The sequence below is a fragment of the Devosia limi DSM 17137 genome (assembly GCF_900128975.1).
Taxonomy (GTDB): Bacteria; Pseudomonadota; Alphaproteobacteria; order Rhizobiales; family Devosiaceae; genus Devosia; species Devosia limi.
This window is the reverse complement of record NZ_FQVC01000004.1, coordinates 313,182-334,699: the sequence shown is the minus strand read 5'-3', so window position 1 is coordinate 334,699 and position 21,518 is coordinate 313,182. Positions and strand designations below refer to the sequence as shown.

20 protein-coding genes are annotated in these 21,518 nt (G+C 63.3%); 8 read left to right on the top strand and 12 right to left on the bottom strand.

Annotated features, from left to right (window positions below; all coding sequences use genetic code 11):
- The coding region (locus BUA69_RS09085; protein ID WP_072866513.1) for a transposase at positions 1-307 on the top strand (307 nt) is incomplete at its 5' end.
- Positions 308-493: 186 nt separating this feature from the next.
- On the opposite strand, the gene rpsD is transcribed toward BUA69_RS09085, so the two are convergent.
- The 5 genes from rpsD to BUA69_RS09060 all read right to left on the bottom strand — a co-directional run bounded on the left by rpsD (position 494) and on the right by BUA69_RS09060 (position 4,847).
- The gene (gene rpsD / locus BUA69_RS09080; RefSeq protein WP_046134822.1) at positions 494-1,111 is read right to left on the bottom strand and encodes a 30S ribosomal protein S4; all 618 of its coding nucleotides are present in this window, start codon (positions 1,109-1,111) and stop codon (positions 494-496) included.
- Positions 1,112-1,311: 200 nt separating this feature from the next.
- Entirely contained in the window at positions 1,312-2,550 is a 1,239-nt protein-coding gene (locus BUA69_RS09075; protein WP_046135009.1) for an MFS transporter, read from the bottom strand.
- Between the two features lie 74 nt (positions 2,551-2,624).
- On the bottom strand, positions 2,625-3,422 hold the full coding sequence (locus BUA69_RS09070) for an RNA methyltransferase (RefSeq protein ID WP_046134823.1): 798 nt from the start codon (positions 3,420-3,422) through the stop codon (positions 2,625-2,627).
- A gap of 133 nt (positions 3,423-3,555) precedes the next feature.
- On the bottom strand, positions 3,556-4,152 hold the full coding sequence (locus tag BUA69_RS09065) for a GNAT family N-acetyltransferase (protein WP_046134824.1): 597 nt from the start codon (positions 4,150-4,152) through the stop codon (positions 3,556-3,558).
- Positions 4,153-4,265: 113 nt separating this feature from the next.
- A complete protein-coding gene (locus BUA69_RS09060; protein ID WP_046134825.1) occupies positions 4,266-4,847 on the bottom strand; it encodes a GNAT family N-acetyltransferase in 582 nt (193 codons plus the stop codon).
- A 96-nt stretch (positions 4,848-4,943) separates the two neighbouring features.
- Between BUA69_RS09060 and BUA69_RS09055 the strand changes: the two genes are divergently transcribed.
- Entirely contained in the window at positions 4,944-5,375 is a 432-nt protein-coding gene (locus tag BUA69_RS09055; protein WP_072866512.1) for a GFA family protein, read from the top strand.
- Between the two features lie 7 nt (positions 5,376-5,382).
- Positions 5,383-5,718: a TfoX/Sxy family protein gene (locus BUA69_RS09050; protein WP_052950477.1), complete on the top strand. Its 336-nt coding sequence runs from the start codon at positions 5,383-5,385 to the stop codon at positions 5,716-5,718.
- Between the two features lie 66 nt (positions 5,719-5,784).
- Here the strand turns inward: BUA69_RS09050 and fabF are convergent, their stop codons facing one another.
- The gene (gene fabF, locus BUA69_RS09045) at positions 5,785-7,065 is read right to left on the bottom strand and encodes a beta-ketoacyl-ACP synthase II (protein ID WP_046134827.1); all 1,281 of its coding nucleotides are present in this window, start codon (positions 7,063-7,065) and stop codon (positions 5,785-5,787) included.
- A 61-nt stretch (positions 7,066-7,126) separates the two neighbouring features.
- Positions 7,127-7,564: a MarR family winged helix-turn-helix transcriptional regulator gene (locus BUA69_RS09040; RefSeq protein WP_244468728.1), complete on the bottom strand. Its 438-nt coding sequence runs from the start codon at positions 7,562-7,564 to the stop codon at positions 7,127-7,129.
- 133 nt (positions 7,565-7,697) lie between these two features.
- On the opposite strand from BUA69_RS09040, the gene BUA69_RS09035 reads away from it, so the two are divergent.
- The 3 genes from BUA69_RS09035 (at position 7,698) to BUA69_RS09025 (ending at position 10,857) form a co-directional block, all read left to right on the top strand.
- Positions 7,698-8,909 (top strand): NADP-dependent isocitrate dehydrogenase, encoded by a 1,212-nt coding sequence (locus tag BUA69_RS09035; protein ID WP_046134828.1) that lies wholly within the window; start codon positions 7,698-7,700, stop codon positions 8,907-8,909.
- Positions 8,910-9,094: 185 nt separating this feature from the next.
- Entirely contained in the window at positions 9,095-9,823 is a 729-nt protein-coding gene (locus tag BUA69_RS09030) for a GIN domain-containing protein (RefSeq protein WP_052950478.1), read from the top strand.
- A gap of 149 nt (positions 9,824-9,972) precedes the next feature.
- On the top strand, positions 9,973-10,857 hold the full coding sequence (locus BUA69_RS09025) for a DMT family transporter (RefSeq protein WP_046134829.1): 885 nt from the start codon (positions 9,973-9,975) through the stop codon (positions 10,855-10,857).
- Between the two features lie 57 nt (positions 10,858-10,914).
- On the opposite strand, the gene alaS is transcribed toward BUA69_RS09025, so the two are convergent.
- The 3 genes from alaS to ribB all read right to left on the bottom strand — a co-directional run bounded on the left by alaS (position 10,915) and on the right by ribB (position 16,116).
- Entirely contained in the window at positions 10,915-13,560 is a 2,646-nt protein-coding gene (gene alaS, locus BUA69_RS09020) for an alanine--tRNA ligase (RefSeq protein ID WP_082093784.1), read from the bottom strand.
- A gap of 215 nt (positions 13,561-13,775) precedes the next feature.
- A complete protein-coding gene (gene recA / locus BUA69_RS09015; RefSeq protein WP_046134831.1) occupies positions 13,776-14,846 on the bottom strand; it encodes a recombinase RecA in 1,071 nt (356 codons plus the stop codon).
- Positions 14,847-14,994: 148 nt separating this feature from the next.
- Positions 14,995-16,116: a 3,4-dihydroxy-2-butanone-4-phosphate synthase gene (ribB, locus tag BUA69_RS09010; RefSeq protein ID WP_046134832.1), complete on the bottom strand. Its 1,122-nt coding sequence runs from the start codon at positions 16,114-16,116 to the stop codon at positions 14,995-14,997.
- Positions 16,117-16,288: 172 nt separating this feature from the next.
- Here ribB and araD1 point away from each other — a divergent pair, with 172 nt between their 5' ends.
- Positions 16,289-17,284: an AraD1 family protein gene (gene araD1, locus BUA69_RS09005; RefSeq protein ID WP_046134833.1), complete on the top strand. Its 996-nt coding sequence runs from the start codon at positions 16,289-16,291 to the stop codon at positions 17,282-17,284.
- 95 nt (positions 17,285-17,379) lie between these two features.
- A complete protein-coding gene (locus BUA69_RS09000; RefSeq protein ID WP_046134834.1) occupies positions 17,380-18,390 on the top strand; it encodes an aldo/keto reductase in 1,011 nt (336 codons plus the stop codon).
- 116 nt (positions 18,391-18,506) lie between these two features.
- Here BUA69_RS09000 and BUA69_RS08995 read toward each other — a convergent pair whose 3' ends face one another.
- Together BUA69_RS08995 and cckA are read right to left on the bottom strand one after the other, a co-directional pair.
- Positions 18,507-18,902: a DUF2237 family protein gene (locus BUA69_RS08995; protein WP_425283935.1), complete on the bottom strand. Its 396-nt coding sequence runs from the start codon at positions 18,900-18,902 to the stop codon at positions 18,507-18,509.
- Positions 18,899-21,466: a cell cycle histidine kinase CckA gene (gene cckA, locus BUA69_RS08990; RefSeq protein ID WP_046134836.1), complete on the bottom strand. Its 2,568-nt coding sequence runs from the start codon at positions 21,464-21,466 to the stop codon at positions 18,899-18,901. The genes BUA69_RS08995 and cckA overlap by 4 nt, the downstream gene beginning before the upstream one ends.
- Between the last annotated feature and the right edge of the window lie 52 nt (positions 21,467-21,518).

Sequence of the window (21,518 nt, the reverse complement as noted above, 5' to 3'; positions counted from 1 at the left end):
CATGCCCGAGCTTGGAAAGGTCTCCGCCAAGGTCGCTGCGGCCCTTCTGGGCGTGGCCCCCTATGCGCGCCAGTCCGGCGCTTCCGATCGCAATGGGCGATGCAGTGGCGGCCGAAAGCACCTGCGCGACATCGCCTACATGGCTGTGCTCAGCGCCATCAAGGTCAAGGATCCCGTGCTCGGCAGCTTCTACCAAAGGCTCCGGGCGCGCGGAAAACCCTTCAAGCTCGCCATGATCGCTACCGTCCGCAAACTCATAACAATCCTCAATGCCATCGCCAGATCTGACCCCGCATTCAATCCATGATGCCCACGGTTGCTTGACCCGTGGGTCACTGTCAGCACGGCATGTGTGGCGAGTGGCCCACGGATCAAGCCCGTGGGCAGCGCAGTGGGTAGAAGCAAGCACTGGAGGGCCCACCGCGCACCCTCCCTCCAAAACAAAAGGGCCGCTCCGGAGAGCGGCCCTTTCAAAACTGTTATTCGACTGCGATTAACGCGAGTAGAATTCGACGACCAGGTTCGGTTCCATCTGGACCGGGTACGGCACGTCCGACAGGGCCGGAACGCGCACGAAGGTCGCGGTCATCTTGTGGTGATCGGTCTCGACATATTCAGGAACGTCGCGCTCGGCGAGCTGGACGGCTTCCAGAACCACGGTGAGCTGCTTGGAGCGCTCGCGGATCTCGATCTTGTCGCCAACCTTGACCTGGTAGGACGGGATGTTGACGCGCTTGCCGTTGACCAGGATGTGGCCGTGCGACACGAACTGACGCGCAGCGAACACGGTCGGCACGAACTTGGCGCGGTAAACGATCGCGTCCAGACGGCTCTCGAGCAGGCCGATCAGGTTCTCGCCGGTGTCGCCCTTAACGCGGGCAGCTTCGTTGTAGAGCTTCTTGAACGACTTTTCGGTGATCGAACCGTAATAGCCCTTCAGCTTCTGCTTGGCGCGGAGCTGCAGACCGTAGTCCGAGAGCTTGCCCTTGCGGCGCTGACCATGCTGGCCGGGGCCATAGGCACGGGCATTGAGCGGGGACTTCGGACGGCCCCAGATATTTTCGCCAAGACGGCGGTCGATCTTATGCTTAACTGAACTGCGCTTCGACATCGCGTATCCTTTCAAGAAACGTCGAAATGGATCGCGCCCTCCTCTGCCACCCGAAAAACGGATGACCGACAGACCCCAAATATTCAGGAGATCCCGGGTGCGCCTACAGACCCTGAGGTCCGGGTAGGTTCCGGCCTGATAATGCCAGGTGTGGCAGGAGTCAAGCCAAACTGCCCGGTTGGGGCGTTTGTCGCACCCCTTCAGACCATTTTCTTGTCGAGGCTGCGCTGATTGCGCAGGCCCGGGAATACCCGGCTCCAGACCACCGCGACAATGATGGCGCCAAAGCCACCGGCCACCACCGCCGGGACCGGGCCAATCAAGTGCGCCACCGTGCCGGCGCGGAACTCGCCCAGCTCGTTGGAGGCGCCGATAAAGACGCTGTTGACCGCATTGACCCGGCCACGAACCTCTTCGGGCGTCCAGAGCTGCATGATGGTTTCGCGGATGGTGACGCTGACCATGTCGGACGCCCCGACCAGTGCCAAAGCAGGCACGGAAACCCACACGCTGGTGGAGAAGCCGAACAGCACGGTGAAGGCACCGAACAGGCCGACAAACAGGAACAGCGTCTTGCCGGCATTGTCGCGAATGGGAAAGCGCGTCAGGAACAGCGCCATGGCAATGGCCCCGACGCCCGGCGCTGCGCGCAACAGGCCCAGCTCCTGCGGACCGGCATGCAGGATATCCTTGGCATAGATGGGCAACAGGGCGACGGCCCCGCCCATCAGCACGGCGAACATGTCCAGCGAAATGGCGCCCAGCACCACCTTGTTGGAAAAGATGTAGCGGAAGCCGGCCAGCATGGTGCCGAGACTGGTCGCCTGATGCGAACTGCGCTGCATCGGCTTGGGAATCAGCAGCACGCAAACCATGGCCAAGAGGAGCAGCACCCCGCCCGTGCCGAAGGCCATGGCCGGCGCCAGGCCATAGAGCAGGCCGCCGGCCGCCGGGCCCATAATGGCCGAAAACTGCCAGGCTGAAGCGTTGACGGTGATGGCATTGGCCAGCGCCTGGGGCGGCACCAGATTGGGCGCCAGCGATTGCGCCGCCGGCCCCCAGAAAGCCCGGGCCGTGCCCAGCATGACCAGGATGCCGAAAATCGGCCAGACCTCGTGCGCCTCGGCATTGACGAAGAGCAGGAAGCCCAGCGCGCAACCCATTTCGACCGCCAGGCAGACTGCCATGATCAGGCGGCGATTGAACCGGTCGGCCGTAAGCCCGGTCAGCAGGATCAGCACCAGCGCCGGCAGGAACAGGGAAAGCCCGACCAGCCCCAGCAGGAATGCGCTGCCGGTCAGGTCATAGATTTGCCAGGCGATCGACACCGACATGATCTGCACCGCAAAGCCGACCAGCAGCGTGGTGAGCCAGAAGAAGCGGAAGCCAAGATAGGTGAAGGCCAGCTGGCTCTTTTCGGTGGGCGCGTGCGTGTTCATGGCATCGGCCATGGCACGCCAAATTGTCGCAGTCAAAGTCGGAACCGGCCAAACCGTCCAGTGCGACGCGATTCTTACTCGGTGTCGCGCTTCTGCCGGTTTGGATTGGGCCGCTCGTGCTTGCGATCGATCGAGGAGATCACTCCGCGCAGCGTGCGGATTTCCTGGCGGGTGAACTGCCCCCGCGCCAGCATGGTGCGCAGATTGTTGACCACGGTCGGCTTCTTGTCAGGCGCGGTGAAGAAGCCGGAGCGTTCCAGCGTCTCTTCGAGATGGCCGAACAGGCCCACCAGCTCTTCGCGCGGCGCGACCTCGGCCATGGTATTGCCAAAGGGCAAGGCCGAGCCGGCGGCGCTATGGCGGCGCCATTCATAGGCCATCAACAACACGGCCTGGGCGATGTTGAGCGAGGCGAAGGCCGGCTCGACCGGCAGGGTCACGATGGCATCGGCCAGCGCCACTTCCTCGTTGAGGAGGCCCCAGCGCTCGCGGCCGAACAACAGGCCAGCCCCATTGCCCGCGCCGATATGGCTGGCGAGGTTGGTGGCGGCTTCATCGGGGCCGAGCACGGTCTTTTGCAGATCGCGCGAGCGGGCGGTGGTGGCATAGACCAGGGTCAGGTCGGCAATCGCGGCTTCCAGGGTCTCGAACACCCGCACGCGCTCCAGCACGTGATCGGCGCGCGACGCGGCATTGATGGCGCGCTCATTGGGCCAGCCATCACGCGGGCGCACCAGGCGCAGGTCCCACAGGCCGAAATTGGCCATGGCTCGCGCCGCCGTGCCGATATTCTCGCCCAATTGCGGTTCGCACAAAATGACCGCCGGTCCGGGCGCCAAGGTGATTTCGATTGATGAGTCGGTTCCGGCCATGTCGCCCTGTCCTGCAGTTAGCCGCACATAGCCGAATTTTCGGGGCGGATGCAAATTGGGATGGGGTTGGGCGCGCAAGGCTGCCTTGCGTCGCCCGTGTCAGGCCATGGTCACCCTGTGATTTAAACCGTGTCTACGCTACCCGATGGCGCGGTGGCAGGTCCCGAACCTTGTGCGAACGCTGCCATTCGCGGTCGAGGATGGCGAAATGCAGTTCTTCGTCCCATTCGCCCTGGAACAGGGCGTGCTCGCGATAATGCGCCTCGAGCCGCATGCCGATCTGCTGCAAGAGCTTGATCGAGTGATGGTTGCGGCCATCGCAACGCGCAAAAATCCGGTGGATGCGATAATGGTCGAACGCCAGATCGAGCAAGGCGCCGATGGCCTCGCCGGCATAGCCCTGCCCCGAATAGGCGGGATTGATAACGAAGCGCACTTCGCCCTGCCCGGCAGTTGCATCGGACCAGTGCAACGACACGTGGCCGATCAGCTCCTTGTCCTGCTGGCGCACCATGGCCAGCGACAGCGTATCGCCGGGGCGCTGCAGGCTGACATGGCCGCGCAGGATATTGAGGGCGCCAGGCAGATCGGACTGATCGCGCGTGCGGCTGAACACATAGCGCTGCACCGTCGGCAGCAGATGATAAGAAGCGAGGGCATTGCTATCGCTGCGCTCAAAAGTCCGCAGGATCAGCCGCTCGGTGTGAATGGGCAAAGACAGATTTGTCATGGTTGCTGCGATCCTCCGCTCGTGTCAGTAAGCCCAAGCCCACAACGCGGTCGGAGTCGTCAGAGTTCCGGGAAAATGATGCTAATTCGCGGCAGCAGTTTCGCAGTATCTTGCTATTGCCCGGCCATAGCCGCGCTGCGCCCCAGCCATTCGCGGCGCAGGATCGCGTAGATATATTCCTGGTCCCACTCGCCCTTGAAAATGGCGTGTTCGCGGAAATGGGCCTCCCGCCGCATCTGCAGACGTTCCATCAACCGCCAGGAGCTGTCATTGCGCACATCGCAGCGCGCCATGACCCGGTGCATGTCGCCGGGGCCGAAAGCCAGGTCGAGCAGGATCCGCGCCGCCTCGGTGGCATAGCCATGCCCATGGTAGTCGGGACTGAAAATCCAGCCGATCTCGCCCTGTCGCGCATCCAGGCTGCGCAGGATCAGGGTGACCTCGCCAACCAGCGCGCCGGTCTGCTGCAGTTCGACCGCCAGGATGATCTTGTCCTCTTCCCGCTCCAGCGCCGTCTGGCCAATGCGCTGCTGGATCGCCAGAGCACATTCCTCGCGGCTGAGCGCGACGTCGAACAGATAGCGCGCAACGTCCTCGCGGCGGCGATAGGCATAAACGGCATCGACATCGCCCCGGGTGAAGGGCCGCAGCAACAGCCGCTCCCCGCGCAACGGATAGTCAGGATGCAGCGGCATTAAATCCCCTGAAGAAGTGTGCCGCACTTTTGCGAGTGTGACCGACAATTGCAAGCCCCGCTTGTTTCCCATTGCGGCCCATGCCAGCGTCGCACCATGTCCGCATCCGCCCACCCTCAGGTCGATATCTCAGCCAGCTGCGCCTGTGGCGCGGTCAGCATGGCCGTGCGCGGGCGGATAAGCGCGATGCTGTTATGCGCCTGCCAGGATTGCCAGCGGGCCAGCGGCACCGGACATGCGACGGTGGCGCTGGTGCCGACGGCGGCGCTGACGATCACCGGCGCGGTCAAAGGATTCGATAGAACAAGCGATTCCGGGGCGACCTTCACACGCCACTTCTGCCCCAGCTGCGGCACGCCACTGTTCGGACAATCGTCGCGGGCGCCCGATATCAGGATGATCGCGGTGGGATTCTATACCGGGCAGAATGACTGGTTCGCGCCCAGCCAGTTGATCTTCGCGCGTAGCCATCAGGCCTGGGACCTGATTGCCGACCACCTGCCCCAGCACAACACCTATCGCGAGTAGCTATTCCATGAGCATGGCATCCGAAGAACTCTCCGACCGCGTCCGCGACCTGCTGACCGGGCACATGGCTATTTCGGAAAAGAAGATGTTCGGCGGCCGCTGTTTCATGCTCAACGGCAATATGCTGGTGTGCCCGCTCAAGAGCGGCAGCCTGATGGTGCGCGTCGGCAAGGATGGCATGGACGATGCACTGGCCGTGCCCGGCGTGGTGCCGATCCAGATGCGGGCCAGGGTGATGACCGGGTTCGTGGAGATATCGGGGGACATGATCGAGGACGACGATGCGCTGGGCGACTGGATCGCGCGGGCGCAGGCCTTTGTGGAGACGCTGCCGGCGAAGTAGGTGGGGAGGGATTGCGCCCTGCCCCACCGCGTCGTGACCCATCGCGTTGCTGCGACGGCGACGGCCCTAGATCTTGCTGAAGACCAGCGAGGCGTTCACGCCGCCGAAGCCGAAGGCGTTGGCGAGGACATGGTTGAGCGCCTTTGGCTTGGCGGTGTTCGGAACGAGATCAAACACATCAGCGGCCGCGTCGGGCTCTTCCAGGTTGAGCGTTGCCGGCACGGTGGCGTGGCGGATGGCTTCGATCGAGATGATGGCTGCCAGGGCGCCGGCCGCACCCAGCAGATGCCCGGTTGCCGACTTGGTGGCGCTGACCGCCAGATCCTTGCCGCGACCGGTGAAGACGGCGCTGATACCAGCGATCTCGGCCGCGTCGCCGACCTCGGTGGAGGTGCTGTGGGCGTTGACATAGTCGATCTCCGCCGGAGCGACGCCCGCCATGGCCAGCGCATTGCGCATGGCGACCTGGGCCCCGGCGCCATCGGGCGAGCCCGAGGTCAGGTGATAGGCATCTGCCGAGGTGCCATAACCGCCGAGAATGGCCAGCGGCACCGCACCGCGCGCCTTGGCGTGACTGAGCTTTTCGATGACCAGGATGGCCGCGCCTTCCGACAGCACGAAACCATCGCGCTTGGCATCGAAGGGCCGCGAAGCCTTGGTTGGCGCGTCATTATAGGCCGTCGACAGCGCCCGCGAGGCACCGAACCCACCCAGCGAGATCGGATCGACCGAACCTTCGGCACCACCGACGACGGCGACTTCGGCCTCGCCGGTCATGATCATGCGCATGCCATCGCCAATGGCCTGGGCCGAGGCGGCGCAGGCGGTCACCGGCGCCCCGATCGGGCCCTTGAAGCCATAGCGAATGGAGATCCAGCCGGCGGCCAGATTGGCCAGGAACGATGGCACCGTGAACGGCGACAGGCGGCGCGGACCCTTTTCGGCGATCAGCTGCGCCGCCTTGGCCATCACCGGCGAGCCGCCGACACCCGAGCCAATGATCGTCGCGGTCGAACGCTGCTCTTCCTCGGTGACCGGGTTCCAGCCCGACTGCGCGATGGCTTCGGCAGCCGCGACCAGGCCGTACTGGATGAACAAGTCCATCTTCTTGATGTCCTTGGCGTCAATCGCCACCAGGGGATCGAAACCCTGTTCATCCTTGTCCTTGCCGGGCACGAGGCCAGCAATGGTGGCGGTATAGGCCGAGGTATCGAAACGGTCATTGTGGACGATGCCGCTGCGACCGGCGATCAGCCGTTCCCAATTGACAGCAACGCCGACGCCGAGTGGCGAGACGACGCCCATGCCAGTGACGACGATGGGATCGGCGGGATCAGGTTTCAGCATGATGGTCTCCAACAGTGTATATGCACGCTATAATGTGCGGTATGGCGAAGTCGTGGCCGCGCTACAGCTTGGCCAATTGCTGCAGGGCGGCGAGCACCCCAGCAAAATCCGGATTGTTGAGCGTTTCGCGCAGTTCGGCCTGCCCCTTGCGCCATTCGGGCACCATTTGCTCGACCAGCGCGGCACCGGCCTGGGTCAGGGCGGCGATCCGCCCATTGCCGTGCTCGGTCGCCAGCTTGGTGACAAGGCCCTTGCGCTCCAGCAGGTCCAGATTGCGCGACAGCGTGCTGCGATCCATGGCGATCTCGTTGGCCATGGCGGTCACCGAGCGGTCCGGATGATCGCGCAAAGTGGTCAGGACGGTGAACTGAGCGGCGGTGACGCCAAAGCGGCGCAGCTTGTGATCAGCCCGCCGCGTCACGGCACGGGCCGCCATCCGCGTATTGCGCACCAGGCACTGGCTGAAATCATCCTGCATCGCCCTGACATAGCCGTGCATATACACGCCGTCAACGGCAAGCCCCCATGCCGTAACGCAGCTTTGCGCATTGCCGCACCGATGTTATAGGGGCTCACCAATCGGCGCGGGGCTTTCTTCCCCGCCTGAATCAAAGGCAAGGGAGCCCTAAACGATGAGCAAAATCAAAGTCGCCAACCCGGTCGTCGATCTCGACGGCGATGAAATGACCCGCATCATCTGGCAGGCGATCAAGGACAAGCTGATCCATCCCTACCTCGACCTGCCGATCGAATATTACGACCTGAGCGTGGAAAGCCGCGACGCGACCAACGACCAGATCACCATCGATGCCGCCCATGCGATCCAGAAATATGGCGTTGGCATCAAGTGCGCCACCATCACCCCCGATGAGCAGCGCGTCGAGGAATTCAAGCTCAAGAAGATGTGGAAGTCGCCCAACGGCACCATCCGCAACATCCTTGGCGGCGTGATCTTCCGCGAACCCATCATCTGCAAGAACGTGCCGCGCCTGGTGCCGGGCTGGACCCAGCCGATCATCGTCGGCCGTCACGCCTTTGGCGACCAGTACCGTGCCACCGACTTCACCTTCCCCGGCAAGGGCACGCTGACCATCAAGTTCACCGGCGAAGACGGCCAGGTCATCGAGCATGAAGTCTACCAGGCGCCCGGCGCCGGCGTTGCCATGGCCATGTACAACCAGGACGACTCGATCCGCGACTTCGCCTATTCGAGCTTCAACTACGGCCTGGCGCGCGGTGTGCCGGTGTATCTGTCGACCAAGAACACCATCCTCAAGGTCTATGACGGCCGCTTCAAGGACATCTTCCAGGAGATCTACGAAGCCGAGTTCAAGGAAAAGTTCGAAGCCAAGAAGATCTGGTACGAACACCGCCTGATCGACGACATGGTGGCCTCGGCGCTCAAGTGGTCCGGCGGCTATGTCTGGGCGTGCAAGAACTATGACGGCGACGTGCAATCCGACATCGTGGCCCAGGGTTTCGGCTCGCTCGGCCTGATGACCTCGGTTCTGGCGACGCCCGATGGCAAGATCGTGGAATCGGAAGCCGCCCACGGCACCGTGACCCGTCACTATCGCCAGCACCAGCAGGGCAAGGAAACCTCCACGAACTCGACCGCCTCGATCTTCGCCTGGACCCGTGGCCTCGCCCACCGCGCCAAGCTCGATGACAATGAGGCACTCGCCAAGTTCGCGCTGACCCTGGAAAAGGTCACTGTCGACACCATCGAAGAAGGCAAGATGACCAAGGATCTCAGCCTGCTCGTCGGTCCCGACCAGCCGTGGCTGTCGACCCTGGGCTTCCTCGATGCGATCGACCAGAACCTGCAGAAGGCCATGGCGTAACCTTTTCGCTACGCATTCCGAGCGAAGGCCGGGTCCCTGTGACCCGGCCTTTCTTTTTGCCCAAAGCAGGCTCACACTGCTCGTGTGTTCGCGCCTCTGGCTGTCGACGCCCCACGCCGAGTTCACGCGCGGACTTGTGACGGCGGGCCTGCCCCGCCAGCCTGCCATCGCGAGAGGAGATGACCATGCGTAGTGTATTCAAGCTTGCGCTTGCCGGCTCACTCGGCCTTGCCACACTTGGCACTGCCATCGCTCAGGAGCGAAGCTTCGAGCTCACCGGCTTTGACAAGATCGATATCAGTACCGGCCTCGATGCCATCGTAACACTGGGCGACGCCTTTTCGGTGCAAGCCCAGTCCCGCAACCAGCAGGTGCTCGACAAACTCGAAATCACCGTATCGGGCGACACCCTGACCGCGCGGATCGAGAGCAATTTTCTCGAATTTATCCTCGGTGGCGGCCTTCTCGGCCAGTTCATTGCCGGCGGCAATGCCGCCACCATCCGCATCACCCTGCCCGCCTTGCGCGCCGTCAATGCCAGTGCCGGCGCTGATGTCGACATCACCGCCCCCAAGGGCGACCTGGTCATTGACGTCTCCAGCGGCGCCGATATCGACATCACCAGGGCTACGCTGGGCACAGTAACGGTCGATGCCTCCAGCGGATCGGATGCCGAATTGAGCGGCGCCTGTGACAGCATCTCGGCCTCCGCCTCCAGCGGCGCCGACATCGACGCGGAGGACCTGCTCTGCGAAACCGCGATAGCCACGGCGTCGAGCGGCGGGCACATTTCCGTGCACGCCACTGATAGCCTGGAGGCGGATGCCTCAAGCGGCGGCGCTATCGAGGTCACGGGCAATCCAAGGCAAACCGATATCGACCGCTCCAGCGGCGGCAGCGTCTCCATCGACTAGCGCCGGGCGCTGCGTGCGGCATTGCGCCCGCGCCGGCCCCTATCCGATTGCTCCCCCAAGCCTGAGTCTGGCCATCGACGGATCGCCGAAGCTCTTGTATGGTACGTCGGTCTTCCTCCCGCATTTCTGCTTTATTTTCGGATATTTAGATGCAAGCCGGGGTGCTCCTCGCTTTCCTCGCCTACGCGATTTTTTCAATGGCCGACGCCATGATCAAGGGCATTGGCCAATCGATGTCGGTGTTCGAGATCGCTTTTTTCTCCACCGGCTTCTCGATCCTGCCGCTGGCGATCATCAATCGCGGCGAGCGCTGGCGCGACATGTTCCGCATGAGGCACCCCTATCTCGTGCAGTTGCGCTGCATCACCTCGCTGGTCAGCACCGCCTGCGTGATGTTCGCCTTCACCCACCTGCCCTTTGCCGAAGTCTATGCCATTGCCTTTGCCACGCCGGTCGTCGTTACCGTGCTCTCCGTGTTTGCGCTGCGCGAGCATGTTTCGGCGCTACGCTGGGTGCTGTTGCTGATCGGTTTTCTGGGCGTGGTGCTGGTGATCCGCCCGGGCGTGCGGCCGCTGGAGCTGGCCCATATCGTGGCCTTTGCCATTCCGATCCTGGGCGCGGTGACCACCGTGGTGCTTCGCCATGTGGCACCGCACGAAAAGCGGGTGAGCCTCGTCGGCCTTGCCGTGCTCTATTCCATGGCGGTCAATGGCGTGCTGATGGTGCCCAGCTTCATCATGCCCAGCTGGGAACAGCTCGCCATCTTCCTTTTGATCGGCACCTTTGGCGGCATTGGAGGCCTTCTGGTCATTGCCGCCACCAGGCGGGTCCCTGCCAACCTGGTTGCGCCGGTACAATATAGCCAGCTGCTCTGGGCCATCATCCTGGGTGCCGCCTTCTGGGGCGAATATCCCGACCCTGTCGCCGTGATCGGCCTGTTCATCGTGCTGATCGCCGGCCTGCTCAATGTTCTGACCGAAAAGACCCGCATTCGCTGGAAACCACGCGTCTTCTTCTTCCGCAGCGGCCTCTGAACGAAGAAGGCCCCTGTCCGCAAACAGGGGCCTTTCAATTTGGATAGTCCGGCGCGACTAGAGCGCGGCGCGAATGGCAGCGATTGCCTCATCGGCCCTGGAGCCGTCGGGACCACCGCCCTGCGCCATATCGGGACGGCCGCCGCCGCCCTGCCCGCCCAATGCGGCAGTCGCGAGCTTGATCAGATTGCCGGCGGCATAGCGTGCCGTCAGGTCGTCGGTGACGCCGATGGCAACGGTGCCCTTGCCGTCCTCGCCTTTCAGCACGACGGTAACCACACCCGAGCCGATACGCTTCTTCTCGCTATCGACCAGGCCCTTGACGTCCTTGGCAGCAATGCCTTCGACGGTGCGGCCGACATAGGTGACGCCATTGACGGTTTCGTCGGCGTTTGCTGCCGCGCCCGCGCCCGTGCCGCCCAAAGCCAGCTTCTTGCGGGCATCGGTCAGCTCGCGCTCGATCTTCTTGATATTGTCCTGCAGGGCCGAAATCCGGTCCAGCACTTCATGGCTGCCCGCCCGCAACAGGCCGGCGGCCGCGTCGACGATGGCGACGTGGTTATTGCCGCGATGACGGGCGGCGTTGCCGGTCAGCGCCTCGATCCGGCGGACACCGGCGCCAACCGCGCTTTCCGCAACGATCGACACGAGGCCAATGTCGCCGGTGCGGCGCACATGGGTGCCGCCGCAGAGTTCGACCGACCAGCCCAGACCGTTGCCAGTCGGCTCGCCCATCGCCACGACGCGCACTTCATCGCCATATTTTTCGCCGAACAGGGCCCGCGCGCCCGATTCCTTGGCTTCCTCGACCCCCATCAGCCGGGTTTCGACCGGACTGTTCTGCAGGATGATCGCATTGGCCATATCCTCGACCGCCGCCATCTCCTGCGGCGTCACCGGCTTGGTATGGACGAAATCGAAACGCAGGCGATCGGGCGCCACCATCGAGCCCTTCTGGGCAACGTGATCGCCCAGCACGATGCGCAGGGCTTCGTGCAGCAAGTGGGTGGCCGAGTGATTGGCGCGGATCGCCGAGCGGCGCTCGTGGTCCACCAGCAATTCCAGCGGCTGCCCCTTGGTCAGGCGACCTTCGGTGACGGTGACCTTATGCGCGAACACACCATGATGCTTCTGCGTCTCGGTGACAGTGGCGGCAACGCCATCGCCCTTGATCAGCCCGCTATCGCCAACCTGGCCGCCGCTTTCACCATAGAATGGCGTCTGATTGACAACCACAAAGCCTTCATCACCGGTTTCGAGAGCATCGACCAGGGCGCCGTTCCTGATCAGGGCTTTGACTTCGCCTTCGGCAATTTCGGTTTCATAGCCGAGGAATTCGGTCGGCCCCAGGCTATCGGCCAGGCCATACCAGATGCCATCGGTGGCAGCCTCGCCCGATCCGGACCAGCTCTTGCGGGCTTCGGCCTTCTGCTGGGCCATGGCGGCATCGAAACCGGCCTGATCGACCGCGATATTGCGCGCGCGCAGGGCATCCTGCGTCAGATCGAGCGGGAAACCATAGGTATCGTAGAGCTTGAACGCGGTGGCGCCGGCAAGAATGTCGCCTTCGCCCAGTGCCTTGGTCTCATCGGAGAGAATCTGCAGGCCCCGACCGAGGGTCTTGAGGAACCGGCCTTCTTCGAGGCGAACGGTCTCGGTGATCATGGCTTCGCCACGCACCAGTTCGGGATAGGCCTGGCCCATCTCGCGCACCAGCGTCGGCACCATCTTGAAGATCACGGGTTCTTCGCTGCCCAGCAGGGTCGCGTGGCGCATGGCGCGGCGCATGATGCGGCGCAGCACATAACCACGGCCTTCATTGGACGGCAGCACGCCTTCGGCGATCAGGAACGACATCGAACGCAGGTGATCGGCAATGACCCGCAGGCTGCGATTGCCCTCGCCATTGACATCGGCGCCGGTCATCGCGGCAGCCGTGCCGATCAGCGCCTTGAACAGATCGATATCGTAATTGTCATGCACGCCCTGCATCACCGCCGAGATACGCTCGAGGCCCATGCCGGTATCGATCGAGGGGCGCGGCAGGCCGGTGCGCGAGCCATCGCCATGCTGCTCGAACTGCATGAACACCAGGTTCCAGATTTCAATCCAGCGATCGCCATCTTCCTCGGGCGAGCCCGGGGGGCCGCCCCAGATGTGTTCGCCATGATCGTAGAAGATTTCCGAACAGGGGCCGCACGGACCGGTATCGCCCATCTGCCAGAAGTTCGACTTTGCGCCGAGCCGCACGATACGGTCTTCGCCAATGCCGGCAATCTTCTTCCACAGCGCCATCGCCTCGTCATCGTCTTCGTAGACGGTGACCATCAGGCGGTTCTTGTCGAGACCCCAGTCCTTGGTCAACAGGTTCCAGGCCAGCTCGATGGCGCGGTCCTTGAAATAATCGCCGAACGAGAAATTGCCCAGCATCTCGAAGAAGGTGTGGTGGCGCGCGGTGAACCCGACATTGTCGAGGTCGTTGTGCTTGCCGCCGGCGCGCACGCATTTCTGTGCCGTGGTGGCAGTCGAATAGGGGCGCTTCTCGATGCCGGTGAAGACGTTCTTGAACTGAACCATGCCCGCATTGGTGAACATCAATGTCGGATCGTTGCGCGGCACCAACGGGCTCGACGCAACCGCCTCGTGACCATTGCGGGCGAAGTAATCGACAAAACTCGAACGGATATCGTTTACGCTGGTCATAGAGAGGCTTTCATCGCGGGAATGGCGCATATTGGCAGCGCCGCAAGAACAGTGCGGGCTTTCTATCGCGGGGTTTGCTTCCCTGTCCAGCTTCGCGCGGCCCCCGAGGTCCCTGCGTCAGCAGAAAATCACCAAGTTTAGGCGCCCCGACCACTCGGCACAAAAAAGGGGCACCGCGTCAGCGGTACCCCTCCAATCCCTGCATGGGCTGTATCTCAGTCGTCCGCGGCCCCGTCCTCGCCGCCGCTGACCAGCAGCACTTCGCCGAGCAGGCCCGAACTTTCGCGCACGCCGCGCTCGATGGTCGCCGCCGCCTCCGGATTGTCCTTGAGGAACTGGCGCGCATTTTCGCGGCCCTGGCCCATGCGCTGGCTGTCATAGGAGAACCAGGCACCGGACTTTTCCACCACCCCGCTCTTGACCCCGAGGTCGAGCAACTCACCGGTCTTGGAAATGCCTTCGCCATACATGATGTCGAATTCGACCTGGCGGAACGGCGGCGCCAGCTTGTTCTTGACCACTTTGACGCGGGTCTGGTTACCGACGATCTCTTCGCGGTCCTTGATCGCGCCGATGCGGCGAATGTCGAGACGCACCGAAGCGTAGAACTTGAGTGCATTACCGCCCGTCGTGGTTTCCGGCGAGCCGTACATCACGCCGATCTTCATGCGGATCTGGTTGATGAAGATGACCAGGCACTTCGACTTGGAAATCGACGAGGTCAGCTTGCGCATGGCCTGGCTCATCAGACGAGCCTGCAGGCCCGGCAGCGAATCGCCCATCTCGCCTTCGAGTTCGGCGCGCGGGGTCAGCGCCGCGACCGAATCGACCACCAGCACGTCGATGGCGCCCGAACGCACCAGCGTATCGGTGATCTCGAGTGCCTGCTCGCCAGCATCGGGCTGGGAAATCAGCAGATCATCGACATTGACGCCCAGCTTGCGGGCATAGATGGGGTCCAGGGCGTGCTCGGCGTCGACAAAGGCGCAGATGCCACCGGCCTTCTGGGCCTCGGCAATCACATGCAGCGCCAAAGTGGTCTTGCCCGAGCTTTCCGGCCCGAAAATTTCAACGATACGGCCTTTCGGCAGCCCGCCAATGCCCAAAGCAATGTCGAGGCCGAGCGACCCGGTGGAAATCGATTCCACCTCGATCGAGGATGCCTCGCCAAGGCGCATGATCGAGCCCTTGCCGAAACTGCGCTCGATCTGGCTGAGTGCAGCCGCAAGCGCTTTGTCTTTATCCATCGATCCACCCTCAACAACGCGAAGCGGCGAGCTAGCCATGATTCTCTCCTTATTTCACGCTCTTGTGGGCCGTGCAACGCGCTGGCACCGCAACTAGTCGTGCATTGAATGTGCGCTATTTGTTCTCATTTTGTTTCAGTCCTGTCAAGGGCCAAAACGAGAACAAACCTGGCGCGCGACATCCCCGTCAGGAAAGTGGAATCGTCTCGCCGATCTCGATTCCATAGCCGCCAAGGCCGACATATTGCCGGCCCGAACTGGTCATCAGCGCGATCGAGCCGACACCCAGATCCCGCAGGATCTGCGAGCCGACGCCGACTTCGCGCCACCCACTCATGCGCTTGACGGCGCTGCCATGGCTTTCGCCACCCTGCCCGTCCAGCACTGGAGCACGCCGACCATCGGCTTCATGATCGAGGGCCGCCGCGCTGCGCAGCAATAGAACGATTCCCGCGCCGCCGCGCGCCTTGATTTCGGCCACCGCCCGCGCCACCGGATCGGGCTCCGACCCAGCCCGGCCCAGCAGATCGCGCAACGGCTGCTCGCGAATGATCCGGCAGGGCACATTGGCCTTGCCATGCACATCGCCGATCACCAGCGCCACCTGCTGCACCGGATCGAACGGCGTCTCATAGGCATAAGCCTCGGCGCGCATGCCGGCGATGATGGTGGGCACCACGGCCACGCGGCTGAGGAACGCCTCCTTGGCCAGCCGGTAAGCGATCAGGTCCTCGATCGAAATGATCCTGAGCCCATGCTCCGCAGCGAATTCAAGCAGTTCCGGCAGGCGCTTGACCGTGCCGTCGTCATTGACCACCTCGGCCAGGACGCCCGCCGCTTCGAGCCCGGCCAGCCGCGCCAGATCCACACCGGCCTCGGTATGGCCCGAGCGCGCCAGCACACCGCCCTCGCGGGCCACCAGCGGAAAGATGTGGCCGGGCCGGATGAAATCTGACGCATGCGCATTGCCACCCGCCAGCGCCCGGATGGTCGCGGCACGCTCGGTGGCGGCGATGCCGGTGGTCATGCCGACCTTGTAGTCGACCGTGACGGTAAAGGCGGTGCGGAACGGGTCAATATTATTGGCGACCATGGGCTCGAGATTGAGCTCGGCAGCTCGCGCTGCCGGCATCGGCACGCAGATAATGCCGCTGGTATGGCGGATCATGAAGGCGATCTTTTCCGGCGTGGCCTTGCTGGCCGCCATGATCAGGTCGCCCTCATTCTCGCGATCGGTGTCATCCACCACCACGACGAGTTCGCCCGCTGCAATGGCCGCCAACGCGGTTTCGACACTGTCCAACGCCATGCTCGCTCCAATTCTCGCGCCACTTGACGCCGCCTCGATATAGTCGGCGACCGCCTCTGGCACAATGCGACCGACGCGCGATGCGAATGCCACTTTAGCACTTGCCGCCAACGAACATGTTGCGTTCTATGCCTAGCCAAATCCGCCCGCCGCGTCCGCGCAGGAGTCGACCATGAATCTGATCCAGTTTCTCGATCTTGATGGCAATCGCGCTGTCGGCCTTGTCGACAATGGACAAACCCGCCGCGTCAACGACGCGACCAGCGTCTACGAGCTGGCGATTGCGGCGCTAGCACGCGGTATCGGCCTTGGTGCGCTGATCGCCGAAAAGGGGCTCGGGGATACCGTCGACAAGATGGCGCTTCTGGCCGAGGGGCGGATGCTCAGCCCGGTGGATCATCCCGATCCAGCCCATCTCTATGTCACCGGCACCGGCCTGACCCATCTCGGCTCGGCCGCAACCCGCGACGCCATGCACACGGCCAATACCGGCGCCGCCGAAACCGGCCTGACCGATACCATGAAGATGTTCCGCATGGGCCTGGAAGGTGGCAAGCCGGCCACCGGGGACAAGGGCGTACAGCCGGAATGGTTCTACAAGGGCAATGGCCACACGGTCATCGCACCCGGCCATCCGATTCCATCTCCCGCTTTTGCGCTCGACGCCGGCGAAGAACCCGAGATCGCAGGCATCTATGTGATCGACCAGAACCGCCAGCCGCGCCGGCTGGGCTTTGCCCTGGCCAATGAATTTTCCGACCACGTCACCGAACGGGTCAACTATCTCTATCTCGCCCATTCCAAGCTGCGCGCCTGCGCTTTTGGCCCGGAGTTACGGGTCGGCGACCTGCCCTCCCATATCGAGGGCACGTCGCGCATTCGCCGCGATGGGCAGGTGATCTGGGAGAAACCGTTCCTCAGCGGCGAGGACAATATGAGCCACACCATCGCCAACCTGGAATATCACCATTTCAAATATGACCTGTTCCGCAATCCCGGCGATATCCACGTCCACATGTTCGGCACCGCAACGCTGAGCTTTGCCGATGGCGTCGTCACCCAGCCCAACGACGTGTTCGAAATCGAGGAACCCCAATTCGGCGCCGCCCTGCGCAATCCGATCCGCACCGAGGCCGATCAGCCGGTTATCGTGGGTAATATCTACTAACGCCGGGACCGCTATCCCCGCGATTGGCGGGGCCATAATCTTTACTCCGTCCAGCTAACATGTCAGTTATCGTCCACCTTGGAGAGAGCGCTGACATGACCGAACCGACCTTGGAAAGACGCCGCGTCGGCCAGACCATTCTGGAGGTGACCACGCTGGGTCTCGGCGGCGCCTCCCTCGCCGGCAATTACACTGCCGTACCGGCCGAACAGGCCCGCGCCACGGTGGCCCACGCCCTCAAGAGCGGCATCAACTACGTCGACACCGCGCCCCATTATGGCTTTGGGCGCTCCGAACATCTGGTGGGCGATGCGCTGCGCGAACAGCGCGGCGGCGTCGTGCTGTCCACCAAGGTCGGACGCCTGCTGAAGCCGGTGCACGGACAGGACTGGCCCCGCGACGAGTGGATTGATCCACTGCCGTTCCGCGAAGTGTTCGACTATTCCTATGACGGCGTCATGCGCTCGTTCGAGGACAGCCTGCAGCGCTTGGGCCTCGAAAAGATCGACATCCTTTATGTCCACGACATCGGCACCGCCACCCATGGCATTGAGGGCAACAAGCCCTTGTGGGAACAGCTCAAAACCGGCGGCTACAAGGCCCTGCGCGAACTGCGCGATGGCGGGCTGGTCTCGGCCATCGGTCTGGGCGTCAATGAGTGGGAAGTGCTCATGGATGCCTTTACGCTGGGCGACTGGGACGTCTTCCTGCTGGCGGGGCGCTATACATTGCTCGAGCAGACGGCGCTGCATCCATTCATGAGCACCTGCCTCGAACGCGGCGCATCGGTGGTGGTTGGCGGGCCGTTCAATTCCGGCATTCTGGTCGGCGGCAGCACCTTCAATTATGCCAAGGCGCCCGACGCCATTATTGCGCGGGTCCGCGCCATCGAGGCCGTCTGTCAGGATTTCGGCGTCCCCCTGCCCGCCGCAGCCCTGCAATTTCCGCTAACCCATCCGGCGGTGTGCAACGTCCTGCCGGGACCGCGCTCGCCAACCGAACTCGATGGCATTCTCGACTGGTGGCGGTTGGAGATTCCGCCTGAGCTGTGGAGCGCGCTGGCGGATCAGGGCCTCCTCGCACCGGGCACGCTGACGCGGGCTTAGCGGCGGGGCTCGACTTGCCGAAAGGCACCATCCCTCCGCACCGGGATCCACCGGGTGATCCAGCGTGCTCGGGGAAAGGCCCGGACAGCGCAATGACGCTGGGGCAAACAGCTCGGCTAGTTCAAATCCAGCGCATGCGCGCGAAGGTCACTGAACGATATGCGGTCCAGCACCGCCTTGTTGGTGGCGTGCAGATAGACCCGTGGAGCCTTGCCGGCAGCCAGGGCCTGGGCCCAGCGTTCGGCAACGAGGCACCAGCGATCGCCGGGCTTGAGGCCGGGAAAGGCGAATTCGGGACGCGGCGTCGTCAGGTCGTTCCCCGCCGCCCCGGAATACTCCAGAAACGGCGCGGTGACTTCGATGCAGACCAGATGGTGGCTGGCATTATCCGGGCCGGCCGAGCAATAGCCGGTGCGGTAGAACCCGGTTAGCGGATTGGAGGAACAGGGCTGCAGCGGTTCGCCGAGCACATTGGTTTCGCCCGGCCCCTCCATCCGCCCCACAAAATTCACCGTTCCTCGTCCTTGCCCAGCGCCTGCAGCACTTCCTTGACCTTGGAATTGATCTGGTCGAGCGAATAGGGCTTGGGCAGGAATTCCACGCTCTGGTCGTCCTCGATATCGCGGCGCACGCTTTCCTCGGCATAGCCGGAGACGAAAATGACCTTGAGGTTCGGCATGGTCTTGCGGACATGCTTGAGCAGTGTCGGCCCGTCCATTTCCGGCATCACCACGTCCGAGATCATCAGGTCGATCTTGAAGTCGATATCTTCCAGAACCTCGAGCGCCTCTTCGCCGCCGTCGGCCTCGAACACCTCATAGCCGGTGGTGCGCAGCGCCCGGGCCGAGAAGGCGCGCACGCTCTCCTCGTCTTCCACCAGCAGGATGCGTTCATGCCCGGTCAGGTCGCGCACCGGCGCTGCGACGGCCTTGGCGGCGACTTCGCTTGGCAATGGCACATGGCGTGGCAGGAAGATCTTGAATGTCGTGCCGACACCCACGACCGAGACAGGATAGATAAAGCCTTCAGTCTGCTTGACGATGCCGTAGACCGTCGAAAGCCCAAGACCGGTGCCCTTGCCCAATTCCTTGGTGGTGAAGAAGGGCTCGAAGATTTTCTGCAGCACTTCGGCGCTCATCCCGGTGCCGGTATCCTGCACTTCGATCAGCACATAATCGGCCGGCGCCATGCCCTCGAAGCTCAGCGCCTCGGCTTCCGTCTGCGTGACATTGCCGGTGCGAATGGTGATCGAGCCGCCGGTGTCCATGGCGTCGCGCGCATTGACCACCAGGTTGATGATCACCTGCTCCAGCTGCACCACGTCGGCACGCACCGGCCAGATATTGCGGCCATGCTCGACCGACAGCGTATTCTTCTCGCCGATCATGCGCTTGAGCAGCACGGTCAGGTCATCGACGATCAGCGGCAGTTCCAGCACCTGTGGCCGCAGCGTCTGGCGCCGCGAGAAGGCCAGCAGCTGGCGGGTGAGGCCCGCCGCGCGATTGGCGTTCTGCTTGATCTGCATCAGTTCGCTGAACGATGGATCCCCCGGCTTGTGCTTGAGCAGCAGCAGGTCGGAGAAACCGATGATCGCGGTCAGCAGGTTGTTGAAGTCATGCGCCACGCCGCCAGCCAGCTGGCCCACAGCCTGCATCTTCTGGCTCTGGGCGAACTGGGCTTCCAGCTTGCGCTGGTCGGTCATATCCAGCGCATAGACATTGACCTGCTCGGGCGAGCCGGCGCTGGTCTCGGAACCGGAGATATAGAGGCGGACCGCATGGTCGCCTTCGGCGCTGAGCAGCGCGTCCACCGGCTCGATCTCCGAGCGGTGGGCGGATGCGTCGGCAATCGCCTTGGCGAATTTTTCGCGGCTGCCCTCGCCGATCAGATCGGCTAGCGGCTGCAGCTCCAGGGTCTTTTCCTCGCCCGACCATTTGAAGATACGGCCGAACGGGGCATTGGTGCGCACGATCCGCCCCTCGCCATCGAGCGTGGCAATGGCGAATGGCGTGTCGTTGAAGAAGCGCGAGAACCGCACTTCGGCGGCGCGCAGCTCTTCCTCGGTATCGGGCGCGCTCGACTGGTCGAGCACCAGCGTGCGGGTCTCGCCCAATTCGCCATCGGCCATGCGGGCCGCACGATGCAGCAGGCGCACCGGGAAGCTGGTGCCATTGCGGCGCACCAGGTCGATATCGATGATCTCGGTGCGGATTTCGCCATCGCCGCGCCCGCGCATCAACAGGCTCGCCCCATCACCGCGCACGATGTCGGTCAGGCCCAGATGCCCGGAATTGAACTCGGCCAGGTCATAGCCCAGCCAATCGGTCAGCGTGGAGTTGAGATATTGAATGCGCCCCTGCGCATCGGCGGAGAAGAAGCCAGCGGGCGAATGATCGAGATAGTCGATGGCGCGCTGCAGGTCGCGGAAGGCGCTCTCATTGTTGTCGCGGTCCCGCGTGATGTCTTCCACCGACCACAATACCAGCGGCTTCTTGACTTCGTCCTGATCGGGCAGCGGCCGCACGGCGACGCGATACCAGAACGCCTTGCTGGCCTCGGCCTGCGAGCCACCCAGCCCACCGACCAGGCGGATATCCTCGACCGCGCTGCGCCCGTCCTTGGCGGCACGCGACAGGCGATAGATCGCTTCGCTGGCATCGGACTGACCGGCGAACAGGCGCGGCACGCCGACCGGCACGCCATTGCTGACGCCACCGGCGAAATTGCCGTAATGGGCATTCACATAGCTGATCTTGCCTTCGCGATCGGCGACGACCGCGCCGAATGGCAGGCTGTCGACCACGGCGCGCGACACGGTGCGCTGCTCGTCGCCACTGGCGAAGCGAAACAGGCCGGCAGCAAGCGCGAACAGGCAGAACACCCCGACCACGGCCAGCAGGCCCACAAAGGTCATCACCAGATCGGTCGGGATCCGGTCGCCAAAATAGGAAAATGCCACTGCGGCGGCGACCAGTACGAGGCCCAGGGCCACCACGCGCCACACCCCGGAGCTGCCGCGAGCGGAAGAAACCAGCGGGTCGGGGTAGTTGTCCTCATCGAGCGGCGTCGATGCCATGGGTTAGGGTGCTCCAAGGGACGGGGTCAAAGTCGAATCAGGGCCGTCCCCA

Coding starts and splice junctions, on each gene's coding strand:
- BUA69_RS09025 (WP_046134829.1), top strand. CDS start 9,973: ATGCAAGCCGGGGTGCTCCTCGCTTTCCTCGCCTACGCGATTTTTTCA.
- fabF (WP_046134827.1), bottom strand. CDS start 7,065: ATGCTGAAACCTGATCCCGCCGATCCCATCGTCGTCACTGGCATGGGC.
- BUA69_RS09060 (WP_046134825.1), bottom strand. CDS start 4,847: ATGCCGCTGCATCCTGACTATCCGTTGCGCGGGGAGCGGCTGTTGCTG.
- BUA69_RS09000 (WP_046134834.1), top strand. CDS start 17,380: ATGACCGAACCGACCTTGGAAAGACGCCGCGTCGGCCAGACCATTCTG.
- BUA69_RS09030 (WP_052950478.1), top strand. CDS start 9,095: ATGCGTAGTGTATTCAAGCTTGCGCTTGCCGGCTCACTCGGCCTTGCC.
- alaS (WP_082093784.1), bottom strand. CDS start 13,560: ATGACCAGCGTAAACGATATCCGTTCGAGTTTTGTCGATTACTTCGCC.
- BUA69_RS09055 (WP_072866512.1), top strand. CDS start 4,944: ATGTCCGCATCCGCCCACCCTCAGGTCGATATCTCAGCCAGCTGCGCC.
- BUA69_RS09035 (WP_046134828.1), top strand. CDS start 7,698: ATGAGCAAAATCAAAGTCGCCAACCCGGTCGTCGATCTCGACGGCGAT.
- BUA69_RS09075 (WP_046135009.1), bottom strand. CDS start 2,550: ATGAACACGCACGCGCCCACCGAAAAGAGCCAGCTGGCCTTCACCTAT.
- rpsD (WP_046134822.1), bottom strand. CDS start 1,111: ATGTCGAAGCGCAGTTCAGTTAAGCATAAGATCGACCGCCGTCTTGGC.
- BUA69_RS09050 (WP_052950477.1), top strand. CDS start 5,383: ATGAGCATGGCATCCGAAGAACTCTCCGACCGCGTCCGCGACCTGCTG.
- araD1 (WP_046134833.1), top strand. CDS start 16,289: ATGAATCTGATCCAGTTTCTCGATCTTGATGGCAATCGCGCTGTCGGC.
- cckA (WP_046134836.1), bottom strand. CDS start 21,466: ATGGCATCGACGCCGCTCGATGAGGACAACTACCCCGACCCGCTGGTT.
- ribB (WP_046134832.1), bottom strand. CDS start 16,116: ATGGCGTTGGACAGTGTCGAAACCGCGTTGGCGGCCATTGCAGCGGGC.
- BUA69_RS09040 (WP_244468728.1), bottom strand. CDS start 7,564: ATGCACGGCTATGTCAGGGCGATGCAGGATGATTTCAGCCAGTGCCTG.
- recA (WP_046134831.1), bottom strand. CDS start 14,846: ATGGCTAGCTCGCCGCTTCGCGTTGTTGAGGGTGGATCGATGGATAAA.
- BUA69_RS09065 (WP_046134824.1), bottom strand. CDS start 4,152: ATGACAAATCTGTCTTTGCCCATTCACACCGAGCGGCTGATCCTGCGG.
- BUA69_RS09070 (WP_046134823.1), bottom strand. CDS start 3,422: ATGGCCGGAACCGACTCATCAATCGAAATCACCTTGGCGCCCGGACCG.